We start from the raw sequence: 15,149 nt of genomic DNA on the forward strand, positions 1-15,149 counted from the left end.
ACGGGCACCTGTCGCATTGGCTGAATTTCACCCCGACCCCGCTGATGGTGGTGCTGATCGCGCTGGTCGTCGCGGTGGGCTTCGGTCTGGCCACCGACTACGAGGTGTTCCTGGTGTCCCGCATGGTCGAGGCGCGCGAACGTGGCATGTCGACCGCCGAGGCCATCCGCATCGGCACCGCGACGACGGGGCGCCTGATCACGGCGGCCGCGCTGGTGCTGGCCGTGGTCGCCGGTTCTTTCGTGTTCTCCGACCTGGTGCTGATGAAATACCTGGCGTTCGGCCTGATGGCGGCGCTGTTGCTGGACGCCACCGTGGTCCGGATGTTCCTGGTGCCGTCGGTGATGAAACTCCTCGGCGACGACTGCTGGTGGGCCCCGCGCTGGGCCAGGCGGCTGCAGAACCGGATCGGGCTCGGCGAGATCGACCTGCCCGACGAGCGCAAGCGGCCGACGCTCAACGGCCGGCCCGCGCGACCGCCGGTGGCGGCCAGCCTGGTCGCCGCCGGGCCACGCCCGCCACACGACCCCACCCACCCCGCGGCCCTCGAGCCGTCCCGGGCGACGCGGCCGGCTCCGCCCGAACCCGCGGCGGAAGCGCCCGCAGGCGCGGCGATGCGCCCTGCGGCGCCCCCCGGCGACGCCGCGCGCGTGCAGGCCCGGCCGGGCCAGCCGACGGAGGCTCAGACGACGAGGCTGGCGGTGCCGAACTCCGCCCCCGCCCACGAGCGGCCCGCCAATGCGGCGCCGTCGGCGCCGCCACGGCCCACCACCCCCGCGACGCCACCGCCGCCGCCGTCCAGCGGCCAGACGCGCGCGATTCCGGTGCCCGCCAACCGCTCTGACGATGCGGAAGACGCGGCCGAACCCACCACCGCGTTTCCGCGGCCCGAGGGCGACGACTCCGACGCGGCCACGGAAAAGATGAACTCCCGGGGAGACAACGGCGACGCGCGCCAGCGCCGACGCTCCGGCGGCGGCCTGTCCGCCCAGGACCTGCTGCGCCGCGAGGGCCGGTTGTAGGGATCAGTCCGACGCGGTCGCCGGCTCGTCCGGCTCCGCCTGGACGATCGCGCCACCCTCGTCGGCCTCCTCGGTCTGTTTCTCGGCCTCGGCGGCCGGATCCTTCGCGAACAGCACCTGGAACGCGTTGTTGAGGAACGCCACCGTCGGGACCGCCAGCAGCGCGCCGACGATTCCCGCGAGCACGCCGCCGGCGGCGATGGCGAGCACCACCGCGAGCGGGTGAATCGAGACCGCGCGGCCCATCACCAGCGGCTGCAGCACGTGGGCCTCCAACTGGTTCACCGCGATCAGCAGGCCGAGCGTGATCAGTGCGTACACAATGCCCTTGGCGAGCAGGGCGACCACCACGGCCAGCAGACCCGAGACCAAGGCACCGATCAGCGGGATGAACGCGCCCAGGAAGACCAGCGAGGCCAGCGGCAGCGCCAGTGGGATGCCCATGATCGCCAGGCCGGTGCCGACCCCGGCCGCGTCGGTGAGCGCCACCAGGAAGGTGGCCCGCACGTACGCGGTCAGCGACCCGTAGCCGGCCCGGCCCGCCTCGCTCACCCGGTCCCGGACGTCGGCCGGGAAGATCTTGGACACGTAGGCCCAGATGTTGCGGCCGCCGTAGAGGAAGAAGATCAGCGTGAAGAGCACCAGCACGGCCGCCGTGACCAGTTCGGTGATGGTCGCCGCGGTGGACAGGGCGCCGCTTTCCAGCTTCGTCTGATTGTTGCGCAGGGCCTCGATCGCGGCGTTGCCGGCGTTGTCGATTTGTTCGCGGCGCAGGTGCGCCGGCCCGTGGATCAGCCACCGCCGGGTTGACTCGATGCTGCGGGTGACCTGGTCGGTCAGGCCCGGCAGACCGTCGACGAATTGGTTGACGACGAACGCCAGGATGCCGCCCAGGATGGAGAAGCCGCCGAGCAACACCAGGGCCACCGCGCCGCCGCGGGGCAGGCCGCGGCGGTCGAGCCAGTCGACGACCGGCAGCAACAGCGCGCTGAGCAGCAGCGCCACCAGGACCGGGACGACGATCACCTCGAGCTTCTTCACCACCCACAGCAGCGCGACCAGCGCGAGGAGGATGACCAGCAAACGCCAGGCCCAGGCTGCGGTCTTGCGGACGATGGGTTCGACCGAAGCGTCGTCGGTGTTTGCCGGCATGGGGTGAGCCTATCCGGCGCGGGGCACCGCCAAACGTGCGCGCGGCGCCGGCGCGCGGCCGCGTCGGCACGATCCGGTTACGACGGCGACACGGTCGGCGCCGCGCGGCGATGCCCGCGCCACCTGCACCGTTACCCTAAATCACGTGCCGCACGACGCACCCGCCCGCAATCTCGACTTCCCGCGCGAAGAGGCCCCGCGCGGGAAGTACTGGTGGGTGCGCTGGCTGATCCTCGGGATCGTCGCGGTCGTGCTTGCCGTGGAGGTCGCGCTGGGCTGGCATCAGCTGGCCAAGGCCTGGATGAGCCTGTACGAGGCGAACTGGTGGTGGCTGTTGGCGTCGGTGGTGGCGTCGGCCGCGTCGATGCACAGCTTCGCGCAGATCCAGCGCACGCTGCTGCGCTCGGCCGGCGTGCACGTCAAACAGTTGCGGTCGGAGGCCGCCGTCTACGCCGCCAACTCGCTGAGCACCACGCTGCCCGGGGGCCCGGTGTTGTCGGCGACGTTTTTGCTTCGGCAGCAACGGATTTGGGGCGCCTCGACAGTGGTGGCGTCGTGGCAGCTGGTGATGGCGGGCGTCCTGCAGGCCGTCGGGCTGGCGCTGCTTGGGCTGGGCGGGGCCTTCTTCCTCGGCGCGAAGAACAACCCGTTCTCGTTGCTGTTCACCCTCGGCGGCTTCGTGGCGTTGCTGCTGCTCGCCCAGGCCGTCGCGTCGCGGCCGGAGCTGATCGACGGGATCGGCTGCCGGGTGTTGTCGTGGGTCAACTCCGTTCGCGGCAGGCCCGCGGACACCGGCCTGGCCAAGTGGCGCGAGACGCTGGCGCAGCTGGAGTCGGTGAGCCTGGGCCGGCGCGACATGGGGGTGGCGTTCGGCTGGTCGATGTTCAACTGGGTCGCCGACGTGGCCTGTCTCGGGTTCGCGGCCTACGCCGCAGGCGATCACGCCTCGGTCGCCGGGCTGACGGTGGCCTACGCCGCCGCGCGGGCCGTCGGCACCATCCCGCTGATGCCCGGCGGCCTCCTGGTCGTTGAGGCGGTGCTGGTGCCGGGTCTGGTGTCCAGCGGCATGTCGCTGCCCAACGCCATCTCGGCCATGCTGATCTACCGGCTGATCAGCTGGTTGCTCATCTCCGCCATCGGCTGGGTGGTGTTCTTCTTCGTGTTCCGGACCGAGAACGTCGCGGTGCCGGACGACGAGGAGGCGACGCCGAAACCCGCGCCCGGAGCGCCGCAGGACCCGGCCGCCGACGATCCGACCGAGACCGCCCTGCAGGGCCCGCTACCGCCCGACCGGAGCCCTGAAACCGGGAGCTAGCCGGCGGTGTTGCCGCGCGGCGGCCCCGACAACGGATTGGCCGCCGCCGGCGGGACCGGCCCGGTGGCCGCCGGGTTGCCGCCCAGCGGCAGCGCGCCCGCCGCGTTGCCAGGCAGCGCGGGCAGCCCACCGGCCGCGCCCTGCGCCTGCTGCATCATGCCCATCGCCTGGGTGGGCGAGATCGGCAGCTTGCACTGCAGCGACAGGTTGGTCAACGGCTGGGCGATGGACGTCATGTCGCCGGCGACCTTCGGGTTGGCCTCGAAGTAGGACTTCAGGCCGGTCATCGACTGGGGTCCCGCCTGCTGCTGCAGCATGGAGGTCATCGTCTGGTTCGTCTCCGGGTGCGAGTCCAGGTAGTCGCCCATCGACTTGGAGACCGAACCGATCGTGCGGGCGACCTCACTGGCCGAGCAGGGGTCGCTGGCGCCCGTCGCCGGTGGCCCAGCCAGGACGGCCAGGGCGGCGCACGGCACGGTGGTGGCGATCAGCCCGGCCACGATCTTGCGGCGCATCTTGCGGGGCCCGGTCGCGGTGCCTCTGGTCATCGAAACTCCTTACGATTTGCGGCGTCACGCGCAGCACCGACGCCCGCAAACGGCTGCTGTGGACGGCCTCGTCGAATCGCGGAGTTCCCCGGGGCCCCGCCGGCCACCCGACATCCTGCCATCGCCGGCGTGCGCCCTGCCAGCGCGCGTGCACCCGTGTGAGGAAAATCCCGCCGGTAACCGGTTCACAACGACTTGGCAGCGTCTTGGCAACAAGCCCGTCGTTGCAGCTCAGGAACCAGAAAGCTGACATCATCCACAGGCCGCTGCGGTATTCTCGCCAGCACGCGTTAAGCGAAACACGGGGAGTGAAGAAATCCAGCAGTTAATGATGCGCCTCAGCCGCAGCCTGCGTAAGTACCGCTGGTTGGTCTTCACGGGCTGGTTGCTGGCGTTGGTTCCGGCGGTCTATCTGGCCTTGACGCAGTCGGGGAACCTGACCGGCGGCGGCTTCGAGGTGGCCGGTTCGCAGTCGCTGCTCGTCCACGACCAGCTCGAGGAGCTGTACCACGACCAGGGGTCGTCCTCGCTCGCCCTGGTCGCGGCGCCCCGCCCGGACGCCAGCTACGCCGACATCAACGACGCCGTCGCGCTGCTGAGGCGCACCGCCGCCGAGGTGCCCGGCGTCTCGGAGGTGCCCAACCCCACCCAGCGGCCGCCGCAACCCGACCGGCCGTACGTGTTGTCGCTGCGGCTGGATTCCCGCAACACCAGCGACGTCGCCAAGCGGTTGCGCACCAAGGTCGGGGTCAAGGGCGATCAGGCCGGCCAGACCGCGGACGGCCGGGTGCGCCTGTACGTGATCGGGCAGGGTGCGTTGTCGGCCGCCGCGGCGCAGAACACCAAGCACGACATCGCCGCCGCGGAGCGCTGGAACCTGCCGGTGATCCTGATCGTCCTGCTCGCCGTCTTCGGTTCGCTCGCCGCCGCGGCGATCCCCCTGGCCCTCGGCATCTGCACGGTCGTGGTCACCATGGGCCTGGTCTACCTGCTGTCGGCCTACACGACCATGTCGGTGTTCGTGACCTCGACGGTGTCGATGTTCGGGATCGCGCTCGCCGTCGACTATTCGCTGTTCATCCTGATGCGCTTCCGCGAGGAGCTGCGCTCCGGCCGCGAGCCGAAGGAGGCGGTCGACGCGGCGATGGCGACCTCCGGGCTGGCCGTGGTGCTGTCCGGGATGACGGTCGTCGCCTCGCTCACCGGTATCTACGTGATCAACACGCCGGCGCTGAAGTCGATGGCGACCGGAGCGATCCTGGCCGTCGCGGTCGCGATGTTGACGTCGACCACGCTCACCCCGGCGGCGCTGGCGACCTTCGGCCGGTCGGCCGCCAAGCGGTCGGCGTTCCTGCATTGGTCGCGCGGACCGGAGGGCGGCCAATCGCGGTTCTGGAACCGCTGGATCGGCTGGGTCATGCGGCGGCCGTGGATGTCGGCGCTGGGGGCGTCGCTGGTCCTGCTCGTCATGGCCGCGCCGGCGTCGTCGATGGTGCTCGGCAACAGCCTGCTGCGCCAGTTCGACTCCTCGCACGAGATCCGCGCCGGCGTGGGCGCGGCGGCCGAGGCGCTCGGCCCCGGCGCGCTCGGCCCGATCCGGGTGCTGATCACCTTCCCCGACGGCGGTGCCGCCTCACCCGAGCACGGACAGACCATCGCCGCAATCCGGCAGCGCATGACGCAGGCGCCCAACATCGTGTCCGTCGCGCCGCCGCAATTCGCCGAGGACAACGGCAGCGCCCTGCTCTCCGCGGTGTTGACGGTCGACCCCGAGGACATGCGCGCCCGCGAGACCGTCGGCTGGATGCGCGCGCAGCTGCCCAAGGTGCCCGACCGGGGAACCGCCCGCGTGGATGTCGGCGGCCCGACCGCGCTGATCAAGGACTTCGACGACCAGGTGTCCAAGACCGAGCCGTTGGTGCTGGCCATCGTCGCGCTGATCGCGTTCGTGATGCTGCTCGTGTCGGTCCACTCGGTGTTCCTGGCGCTCAAGGGCGTGCTGATGACCCTGCTGTCGGTCGCCGCGGCGTACGGCAGCCTGGTGATGGTGTTCCAGTGGGGCTGGCTGAAGGACCTCGGCTTCGCCCAGATCAGCTCGATCGACAGCACGGTCCCCCCGCTGGTCCTCGCGATGACCTTCGGGCTGTCGATGGACTACGAGATCTTCCTGCTGACCCGCATCCGCGAACGCTTCCTGCACTCCGGGAACACCCGCGACGCGGTGGCGTACGGCGTGAGCACCAGCGCCCGCACCATCACCAGCGCGGCCCTGATCATGATCGCGGTCTTCATCGGCTTCGCGTTCGCCGGCATGCCGCTGGTCGCCGAGATCGGCGTCGCCTGCGCGGTGGCGATCGCGGTGGACGCCACGGTGGTGCGGCTCGTGCTGGTGCCGGCGCTGATGGCCATGTTCGCCCAGTGGAACTGGTGGATCCCGCCGTGGCTGTCCCGGGTGCTGCCGTCGGTCGACTTCGACCGGCCCCTGCCGGAGGTCGATCTGGGCGACGTGGTGGTCATCCCCGACGACATCTCGGCGCTGACGGCGCCGAACGCCGACCTGCGGATGGTGCTCAAGTCGGCGGCCAAGCTCAAGCACCTGGCGCCCGACGCCATCTGCGTGACCGACCCGCTGGCCTTCACCGGTTGCGGACGCAACGGCAAGGAAAGGCCGGGCGCCCAGCCGGAGGGAGCCGACACCGAGCGCGGCCGGGACCCCGGTCAGATCCCCCACCAGGTCGACATCGACGACGAGAGGGCGGGTGTCGCGGCCGGCGCTGCCGACCGGAAGAACGGCAGCAACGGCCACACCAACGGCTCCTCGGGGACCAAGAAACTGGTCGGCGGGCTGACCTCGCGCAACGGCATCGCCAAGGCGATCGTCGGGGCGGACCGGCCCGTCCACCCGGTCACCCTGTGGCGGGGGCGGCTCTCCGTCGCCATCGACGCGCTGGAGAGCGAGACCGAGGCCGCCGACCGGGCCGTCTACGAGCGCCGCTGCCCGGTCGAAACCACCCACGTGCAGCTGCCCACCGGCGACCGGCTGCTGGTCCCGACCGGCGCCGAGACGCTGCGCCTCAAGGGCTACCTCATCATGAGCCGTAACAGCCAACGCGATTACGCCGACTTTGCCGATATGGTTGAAACGTTGGAGCCCGAGACCGCCGCTGTGGTGCTGGCCGGCATGGACAGGTACTACTGTTGTCAGTCGCCCAGGCGGCAATGGATCGCCACCCAGTTGGTCCGTCGACTCGCTGATCCGGATCCCTGTGATTTCAACGACGAGCAGGGGTCGGAGACCGACGCCCGCTCGGACTGGGAGGAGATCAGGCAGCGCTGCCTCTCGGTGGCCGTCGCGATGCTGGAGGAGGCGAGGTGACGTTGGCACCTGACCGACGCCCCGCACCGCCCCACCGGCCGGCGACCGAGCCGCGCAGGCGTGACGCCGCGCCCGCCCCGGACCCCGACCAGCCGGTGGAGTTCTGGCCCACCTCCGCCATCCGCGCTGCGCTGCAGGGCGGCGACATCGCCACCTGGAAGCGGATCGCCGCGGCGTTGAAGCGCGACCCGTACGGCCGCACCGCCCGCCAGGTCGAAGAGGTGCTCGAAGGCACCCGGCCCTACGGCATCTCCAAGGCGCTGTGGGAGGTGCTCGAACGCGCCCGCACCCACCTGGAAGCCAACGAACGCGCCGAGGTGGCCCGCCACGTCGGACTGCTCATCGACCGCTCCGGCCTGGCGCAGCAGGAATTCGCCTCGCGCATCGGCGTGACCGCCGCGGAGCTCGCCGCCTACCTGGACGGCAGCACCAGCCCGTCGGCCGCCCTGATGATCCGGATGCGCCGGCTCTCGGACCGGTTCGTCAAGGTGAAGTCGACGCGCTCGGCAGACTCCAACTGATCACCTGATCGGCAGCACGTCCGACACCAGCCAGGCGTCGCCGTGCTTGGTCAGCGCCACGCGCAGCGCGGGCGCCGACTGGCTGGGCTGTTGGCCCGGCGCGTTCTGGGTGACCCGCAGGATCACCGCGACGCTGGCCGCCGACGGCCCCAGCGCCTCGACCCCGGCCGCCAGCGTGGCGGCCTGCGCGGTCACATTGTGCTGGGCCAGTTCGGAGCTGGACTTCGTGTACTGCTCCTTGAAGGCGGCTGCGTGCTCGGGGACGATCAGCGCCGTCGCCCGGTCGATGGAGCTGTCCGGGGCGCCCGGGGTGAACGACGCCATCGCCTCCGCCATCCCGGTGGCGACCCGGACCACGTCGCGGGAGTCGTCCTTGAAGACGCGGTCCGACCGCGTCCAGTGCGTGTAACCGGTGACCACCGCGGCCACCAGTGCGGCCGTGCACAGGAAGACGACGGCCAACCGCAGCCCCGGCGCGTCGTCGTCGGTGCCGACGCTGACCGAATCCCGCCGCAGCAGCCAGAAATTGACCAAGACGCCCTCGACGATCAGCAGCACGAGCACCGAGCACGCCGAGACCCACCACAGCGGCCAGCCCAGGACCAGCCCGATCGCCAGCAACGCCGCCACCGCGGCCAGCGGCGCCAGGATGTCGAACGCGAGCAGGCGCAGCAGGTTTCTCATCGGATCGATTCCAGCCCCGAGATCATCAGCTTGCCGTCGACGTTGACCACGTCGAGGCGCAGATTCCAGTGCACCGTCTGCGGTTTGGCGCCGGCGTTCTCGCTGACGGAGGTCGCGACCAGCATCACCGCGTCCAACCGGCTGGCGAACGGCGGCAGCTTGGTGGTCACCACCGGCCGGGACGTACCGGGCTGGGTGTCCAGGTCACGGTGCACGGTCTCGACGGCCACCGCGTCGATTCGCCCGGCGCTCTTGGACTGCAGCTTCTCCACCACCTGCCGGTAGGGCTGCATGGCGGCGTCGAAGTCGGTATTGAGTTCGCCGACCGTGCCGTCGTGCAGCCGTTGCAGGCTGCCGTCGACGTTGCCGCTGTTCATGTTGATCAGCACCCCGGTCCACTCGGCGGCGGTCTGCATGACGCGGGACAGGTAGCGGCGTTCGCCCGTGTCGTCGCGGTGCCCCGACCACAGGAAGAACCCGAACACGATCGCCGCCACCGACAGCACACCGAGGACGGCCGACGCGATGCCGTACGCGGAGAACATCGGGCCGCCTGCGGCGTCGTCGTCACGGAATTCCTCGGCGTCGGCGTCCTCCGCCTCCGCGACTTGCTCGTTGGTTGGCTCGGTTCGCTGGCCGTCGGACATGGCCCGATCGTCGCACCCGACAAAGATGGAAGGATGGCGGGGTGACTGTAGAGGCCATCCGCTCGGGCATCGACCTGAGCCACGTCGACGCCGACACCCGCCCCCAAGACGACCTGTTCGGACACGTCAACGGCCGCTGGCTGGCCGAATACGACATACCGGCGGACCGTGCGACCGACGGCGCGTTCCGGCACCTGTTCGACCGTGCCGAGGAGCAGGTGCGCGATCTGATCGTCGAGGCCAGCGAGACCGGCGCCGCCGCGGGCACCGACCAACAACGCATCGGCGACCTGTACGCCAGCTTCCTCGACGAGGCGGCCATCGAGCGGCGCGGCCTGCAACCCCTGCTCGACGAGCTGGCCACGATCGACGACGCCGCGGACGCGGACGCGTTGGCGGCGGCGGTGGGCGCGCTGCAGCGCACCGGGGTGGGCGGCGGCCTCGCGATGTACATCGACACCGACGCCAAGAATTCCGCCCGGTACCTCGTGCACGTCACCCAGTCCGGCATCGGGCTGCCCGACGAGTCCTATTTCCGCGAAGAGCGGCACGCCGAGGTGCGCGCGGCATACCCGGGGCACATCGCCCGGATGTTCGCCCTGGTGTACGGCGGCGCCGCGGAAACGCACGCCGAGACGGCGGCCCGCATCGTGGCGCTGGAAACCAAGCTGGCCGCCGCGCACTGGGACGTGGTCAAGCGACGCGACGCAGAGCTCTCCTACAACCTGCGGACCTTCGCGGACCTGCAGGTCGAGGGCAAGGGCTTCGACTGGGCCGGCTGGGCGACCGCGCTCGGCGGCACACCGGAGGCGTTCGCGGAAGTCATTGTGCGGCAACCGGATTACCTCACCGCATTCGCCGACCTGTGGGCGAGCGGCGACCTGGAGGACTGGAAGCGTTGGGCGCGTTGGCGGTTGATCCGCGCGCGGGCGTCCTGGCTGACCGACGAGCTGGTCGCCGCGGACTTCGACTTCTATGGCCGGCTGCTCACCGGCGCCGAGCAGATCCGGGAACGCTGGAAGCGGGCCGTGTCGCTGGTGGAGAACCTGATGGGCGATTCCGTCGGAAAGATCTATGTGGAGCGGTATTTCCCGCCCGGGGCCAAGGCGCGCATCGACGCGCTGGTGGACAACCTCAAGGCGGCCTATCGGCTGTCCATCAACGAGCTGGATTGGATGACGCCGCAGACCCGGGAGCGGGCGCTGGCCAAGCTGGACAAGTTCGTCGCCAAGGTCGGCTACCCGGCGAAGTGGCGGGACTACTCCGCGCTGGTGATCGACCGCGACGACCTGTACGGCAACTTTCGGCGCGGCTATGCGGTCAACCACGACCGCGAACTGGCCAAGCTGGGCGGTCCGGTCGACAAGGACGAGTGGTTCATGACCCCGCAGACGGTCAATGCCTACTACAACCCGGGGATGAACGAAATCGTCTTCCCCGCAGCCATTTTGCAGCCGCCGTTCTTCGACCCCGAGGCCGACGACGCCGCCAACTACGGCGGGATCGGCTCGGTGATCGGGCACGAGATCGGGCATGGCTTCGACGACCAGGGCGCCAAGTACGACGGCGACGGCAACCTGGTGGATTGGTGGACCGACGCCGATCGCGCCGAATTCGGCGCCCGCACCAAGGCCCTGATCGAGCAGTACGAGGCGTACACGCCGCGCGGGTTGGACGCCGGTCACCACGTCAACGGCGCGTTCACCGTCGGGGAGAACATCGGTGACCTGGGCGGGTTGTCGATCGCCCTGCTGGCCTATCAGCTGTCGCTGGACGGCCAGGACGCACCCGTCATCGACGGCCTCACCGGCGTGCAGCGGGTGTTCTACGGCTGGGCGCAGGTGTGGCGCACCAAATCCCGCCCGGCGGAAGCGATCCGGCGGTTGGCCACCGATCCGCACTCACCGCCGGAGTTCCGCTGCAACGGCGTCATCCGCAACATGGACGCCTTCTACGAGGCGTTCGACGTCGCCGAGGACGACGCGCTGTTCCTGGAGCCGCAGCGGCGGGTCAGGATCTGGAACTGACGGGCACGCCGACCGCTTCGATCCGGGCGGGCACGTGTTTGTGCCACGGCGTGCCCGCGTAGGGATCGCGCCATTCCGTCGAGGTGAGCGCGTTCGGGGCGACGCCCGGTGTCACGGTCTGCCCGTCGCCGTCGACGTAGTCGAGCCCAAAACCGTTGGGCAGGGCAGCATGCCCGGCCAGCATGGTCTCGGTGATCTCGACGGTGGCCTCGGCGCTGCCGGCCGCGGTGCTGATGCGGGCGCGGCATCCGTCGGCGAGCCCGAGGGTTTGGGCGTCCTCGACGCTGACTCGCAGCGCCCCGTCGGCGTCGCGTTTGCGCCAGGACGGGTCGCGGAAGATGTCATTGGCGGTGTAGGCGCGGCGCTCGCCCACCGACAGCACGATCGGGAACTCCGGTGTGGTGAGCCGCGGTGGCGCCTGGGCCAGGGCCGCCAAATCGGTGAGCATTTCCGGGATTTCCAGCGCGATCTTGTGGTCGGCGTGGCTGATCAACGCGAAGTCGTCCTCGTAGTTGTGGGCGGTGAACGTCACCCCGGACGGGGTGTCGAGGATCGCGTCGAACAGCGCGTTGCCGTCGGCGTGGCCGGCGCGGCGCACCGCGTCGGGATAGGTCAGCGCGGCCTTCTGGGCGAGCCCCCACAGGGCGGCCGCGCCGCGCAGGCCGTCGGGCAGCGTGGGCCCGAGCGTCTCGTAGAGGACATAGGGCAGCAGCTTCGCGACCGTCGGGTTCGCGGTCGCAGTGAGGAACGCCTCGGTGTAGGCCCGCCGGCCGCGCTGGGCGGCCTCGGCCAGCGGCCGCAGGTCCGCGTCGTCCACCACGCCCAGCGCCCGCACCAACCGGGCCCAGATCTCGGGTTCGGGCAGCGTTCCGGGCAGGGGCTCGAGCAGCGGCCGGCGCAGCTGAAAAGCGTTGTGCGGGAACTCCAGGTTGAAGAAGGTGGCCTCGGGCTTCTCGAACTGGGAGGCCGCGGGCAGCACGTAGTGTGCGAGTCGGGCGGTCTCGGTCATCGCGACGTCGATGACGACCATCAGTTCGAGCGCTTGGAAGGCCTCCCGGCAGGCCGCCGAGTTGGCCAGCGAGTGGGCGGGGTTGCTGCTCTCCACGATCATGGCCCGGAATCGGTCCGGGTGGTCGGTGAGGATCTCCTCGGGCACGACGTTGCTGGGCACCAGCCCGGCGATGATCGGGGCGCCGGTCACCGGCGTGCGGCCGGAGAACTGGCCGAACAGCGGTCCGAATGCCGAATGCAGATGCTGGCCACCCTTTTTCGCGAAGTTGCCGGTGAAGATCCACAGCAGCTTGTTGAGGTAGGAGCAGAGCGTGCTGTTGGGCGCCTGCTGCACCCCGAGGTCCTCGAACACCGAGACGCTGGCCGCCGCGCCGATGCGGCGGGCCGCCGCGCGCAACAGCTCCTCGTCGACCCCGCACCGCTGTGCGTAGTCGGACACGGGCACCTCGCGCAGCGCGGCGCGGACGGCGTCGGCGCCGCGCACGTGCTCGGCGAGAAACGCTTCGTTGCAAAGGTTTTCCTGCACCAGGACGGCCGCCAGCGCGGCCAGGCACCACGCGTCGGTGCCGGGCCGCACCCGCAGGTGGAAGTCGGACATCTTGGCGGTGTCGGTGACGACGGGATCGATGACGATCATCGACCGGGCCGGGTCCTTGGCGATCTCGTTGAGCACCACCCGGGCCCGGGGAAAGCTCTGTGACATCCACGGGTTCTTCCCGACGAAGACGGACACTTCGGCGTGCTCGAATTCGCCGCGCGTGTGGCCACCGTACAGCTGCCCGTCGATCCACGCCTCGCCGGTCTTCTCCTGCGCCAACGCGTTCGACCGATAGCGCGACCCGAGGGCCTTGAGGAAAGCGCCGCTGTACGCCCCGCCGAGGTGGTTGCCCTGCCCGCCGCCGCCGTAGTAGAAGATCTTGTCGCCGCCGTAGGCGTCCCGGATGTGCTTGAAACCCTCGGCGATCTCGACGATCGCGGTGTCCCAATCGATCTCCTCGAAGCTGCCGTCCGCGCGGCGGCGCAGCGGCGACGTGAGGCGGGCGCCGCTGTTCTGGTAGTGATCCAGCCGCAGGGCCTTGTTGCAGGTGTACCCCTGCGACGCCGGGTGCGCCTTGTCGCCCCGGATGCGGGCCAGCCGGCGATCCTCGACTTGGACGACGATGCCGCAGTTGCATTCGCAGAGAATGCAGGCGGTGGACTTCCATTCTCCGGTCATCGCGGGACGTCCTTTCTGGTCGCCTCGGCCAGCAGCAGGTCGCGTAGCTGGCGGTGCACGACGTCAAGGGGAGCCAGGTCGCGGCGCACCCGGGCCAGCACGATCGCGCCCTCGAGCGCGGTGGTGGCCAGCATCGCCAGGTCTGCGGCCCGCCCGCGCGGTATCCCGTCGGCGATGAAGCGCTGCGCGATCAGGTCGGTCCAGCGGTCGAACACCGACGCCGCACGCTCGACGACCGGCGCCATGCGTTCGCCGTCTTCCTCACCGGCTTCCACCGAGACCGCGACCACGGGGCAGCCCGCGCGGAAGTCGCTGTCGAGCAGCTGGCGGCGGTACTTGTCGATCAGGGTGTCCAGCAGCTGAGCTCCGCTGTCGGCTTCGGCGATGACCCCGGCGACGTGTTCGCCGGCGTAGTCGACCGCCTCGCAGAGCAGTTGCGTGCGGCCGCCGGGGAAGTAGTGGTACGCCGAGCCTCGCGGCGCGCCGCTGTGCTCGAGCACGTCGGAGATCGCGGTGGCGTGGGCGCCCCGCTCCCTGATCAGCAGCGCGGCGGAGATCACCATCCGCTCGCGTGGACTGCGCATCGGCGCTCCTCGGGTCGGCGGTATGTATGATGCTATACATAATCGCGCGCCCCGCGAAAGCCCCCACTTACACTCGCGAGCAGACACAAAATCGCCCAATTCCTCGTCGGGATGGGCGATTTTGCTGGGGGTACCTCCCGCTTGCGGGGGCTGCCGGGCTGGGAGGTTAGTTCATCCAGTCGGCGGAGCCGTCGTTCTTCTTGTAATTGCCGCCGCTGGAGTTCTTCACGACGATCGGGTCACCCGGGCCGAAGTTGTCGAAGAACCACTTGGCATTGGTGGGGCTGATGTTGATGCAGCCGTGGCTGACGTCGCGCTTGCCCTGGTCATCGACCGACCATGGCGCGCTGTGCACGTAATCGCCGACGTTGTCGAAGCGGACCGCGTCCTCGACAGTCACCTTGTAGCCGTAGGTCGAGTTGACCGGGACCCCGTAGGTGGAGGAGTCCATCACCACCGACGCCTTCTTGTCCTGCACGTAGTAGGTGCCATTGGGCGTCTGGTGATTGCCGGACGTCATGCCCATCGACATCGGGAAGGTCTTCTCCACCGTGCCGTTGCGGGTGATGGTCAGCTGGTGGGTGGAGTCGTCGGCCGTGGCGATCAGCGTGTCCCCGGTCTGGAAGTTGGTCACGGTGCCGCCGGCGTCGACGGTCACCGCGGTGTGCGCGGGCCAGAAGTTGATCGGGCGCCACCGCAACTGGGTCGGGGTCATCCAGTAGAACTTGCCCGGCACCGGCGGCACCGACGAGACGTGCACGGCGTTGATCGCGGCACCGGCGTCCTCCACCGTTCCCGGGAAGTTGATGATGATCGGCTGGGCCACGCCCACCGTCGAGCCGGTCTTCGGGACGAACGAGGGCGGCCCGAACGGCGGCGTGCCGGTGAACGGGGTGGGGTTCTGCCCGTCCGCCGATGCCGCGGCCGGCTGGGCCGCCGGGGGCATCCACGGCGGGGCCGGCGCGGGCGGCGGAGCCGGCGCGCCGTGGCCGAGGGCGGCGACGACGCCGACCAGAAGCTCGCCGAGGCCTCCGCCGCCGTCGCGG

At 70.2% G+C, this 15,149-nt stretch carries 12 protein-coding genes; 5 read left to right on the forward strand and 7 right to left on the reverse strand.

All coding sequences use genetic code 11. The features are described from left to right. On the forward strand, positions 1-1,022 hold a 1,022-nt coding region (locus tag A5704_RS07310; protein WP_156737631.1), incomplete at its 5' end, for an MMPL family transporter. Between the two features lie 3 nt (positions 1,023-1,025). On the opposite strand, the gene A5704_RS07315 is transcribed toward A5704_RS07310, so the two are convergent. Beyond that, complete coding sequence (locus A5704_RS07315; RefSeq protein ID WP_067782661.1) at positions 1,026-2,174, reverse strand: AI-2E family transporter; 1,149 nt, start codon at positions 2,172-2,174, stop codon at positions 1,026-1,028. 145 nt (positions 2,175-2,319) lie between these two features. Here A5704_RS07315 and A5704_RS07320 point away from each other — a divergent pair, with 145 nt between their 5' ends. Next, a complete protein-coding gene (locus A5704_RS07320; RefSeq protein ID WP_067754965.1) occupies positions 2,320-3,489 on the forward strand; it encodes a TIGR00374 family protein in 1,170 nt (389 codons plus the stop codon). Here A5704_RS07320 and A5704_RS07325 read toward each other — a convergent pair. Continuing rightward, a complete protein-coding gene (locus tag A5704_RS07325) occupies positions 3,486-4,037 on the reverse strand; it encodes a hemophore (RefSeq protein WP_067754968.1) in 552 nt (183 codons plus the stop codon). The two genes, A5704_RS07320 and A5704_RS07325, sit on opposite strands and share 4 nt — an antisense overlap. A 328-nt stretch (positions 4,038-4,365) precedes the next feature. Here A5704_RS07325 and A5704_RS07330 point away from each other — a divergent pair, with 328 nt between their 5' ends. Continuing rightward, positions 4,366-7,413 (forward strand): efflux RND transporter permease subunit, encoded by a 3,048-nt coding sequence (locus A5704_RS07330; RefSeq protein ID WP_067754971.1) that lies wholly within the window; start codon positions 4,366-4,368, stop codon positions 7,411-7,413. Beyond that, positions 7,410-7,934 (forward strand): helix-turn-helix transcriptional regulator, encoded by a 525-nt coding sequence (locus tag A5704_RS07335; RefSeq protein WP_067754974.1) that lies wholly within the window; start codon positions 7,410-7,412, stop codon positions 7,932-7,934. Before A5704_RS07330 ends, A5704_RS07335 begins: the two co-directional genes overlap by 4 nt. Here the strand turns inward: A5704_RS07335 and A5704_RS07340 are convergent, their stop codons facing one another. Both A5704_RS07340 and A5704_RS07345 read right to left on the reverse strand, forming a co-directional pair. Continuing rightward, the gene (locus tag A5704_RS07340; protein ID WP_067754977.1) at positions 7,935-8,618 is read right to left on the reverse strand and encodes a hypothetical protein; all 684 of its coding nucleotides are present in this window, start codon (positions 8,616-8,618) and stop codon (positions 7,935-7,937) included. Beyond that, positions 8,615-9,265, reverse strand: a complete 651-nt coding sequence (locus A5704_RS07345; RefSeq protein ID WP_067754979.1) for a hypothetical protein — start codon at positions 9,263-9,265, stop codon at positions 8,615-8,617. Before A5704_RS07345 ends, A5704_RS07340 begins: the two co-directional genes overlap by 4 nt. A gap of 41 nt (positions 9,266-9,306) precedes the next feature. Here A5704_RS07345 and A5704_RS07350 point away from each other — a divergent pair, with 41 nt between their 5' ends. Next, positions 9,307-11,292, forward strand: a complete 1,986-nt coding sequence (locus A5704_RS07350; protein WP_067782667.1) for a M13 family metallopeptidase — start codon at positions 9,307-9,309, stop codon at positions 11,290-11,292. Here A5704_RS07350 and A5704_RS07355 read toward each other — a convergent pair. From A5704_RS07355 to A5704_RS07365, 3 genes are all read right to left on the reverse strand, one after another. Further along, entirely contained in the window at positions 11,276-13,519 is a 2,244-nt protein-coding gene (locus A5704_RS07355; protein ID WP_067888212.1) for a molybdopterin-dependent oxidoreductase, read from the reverse strand. The two genes, A5704_RS07350 and A5704_RS07355, sit on opposite strands and share 17 nt — an antisense overlap. Beyond that, positions 13,516-14,103 carry a TetR/AcrR family transcriptional regulator gene (locus A5704_RS07360; protein WP_067888215.1) on the reverse strand — a complete coding sequence of 196 codons (588 nt, stop codon included), beginning with the start codon at positions 14,101-14,103 and terminating at the stop codon, positions 13,516-13,518. Before A5704_RS07360 ends, A5704_RS07355 begins: the two co-directional genes overlap by 4 nt. A gap of 166 nt (positions 14,104-14,269) precedes the next feature. Further along, positions 14,270-15,118 (reverse strand): L,D-transpeptidase family protein, encoded by an 849-nt coding sequence (locus A5704_RS07365; RefSeq protein WP_067888218.1) that lies wholly within the window; start codon positions 15,116-15,118, stop codon positions 14,270-14,272. Positions 15,119-15,149 lie beyond the last annotated feature (31 nt).

Origin of the sequence: Mycobacterium sp. E735 (genome assembly GCF_001666955.1) — a bacterium.
GTDB lineage: Bacteria > Actinomycetota > Actinomycetes > Mycobacteriales > Mycobacteriaceae > Mycobacterium.

Coding starts and splice junctions, on each gene's coding strand:
- A5704_RS07315 (WP_067782661.1), bottom strand. CDS start 2,174: ATGCCGGCAAACACCGACGACGCTTCGGTCGAACCCATCGTCCGCAAG.
- A5704_RS07325 (WP_067754968.1), bottom strand. CDS start 4,037: ATGACCAGAGGCACCGCGACCGGGCCCCGCAAGATGCGCCGCAAGATC.
- A5704_RS07330 (WP_067754971.1), top strand. CDS start 4,366: ATGATGCGCCTCAGCCGCAGCCTGCGTAAGTACCGCTGGTTGGTCTTC.
- A5704_RS07340 (WP_067754977.1), bottom strand. CDS start 8,618: ATGAGAAACCTGCTGCGCCTGCTCGCGTTCGACATCCTGGCGCCGCTG.
- A5704_RS07345 (WP_067754979.1), bottom strand. CDS start 9,265: ATGTCCGACGGCCAGCGAACCGAGCCAACCAACGAGCAAGTCGCGGAG.
- A5704_RS07355 (WP_067888212.1), bottom strand. CDS start 13,519: ATGACCGGAGAATGGAAGTCCACCGCCTGCATTCTCTGCGAATGCAAC.
- A5704_RS07360 (WP_067888215.1), bottom strand. CDS start 14,103: ATGCGCAGTCCACGCGAGCGGATGGTGATCTCCGCCGCGCTGCTGATC.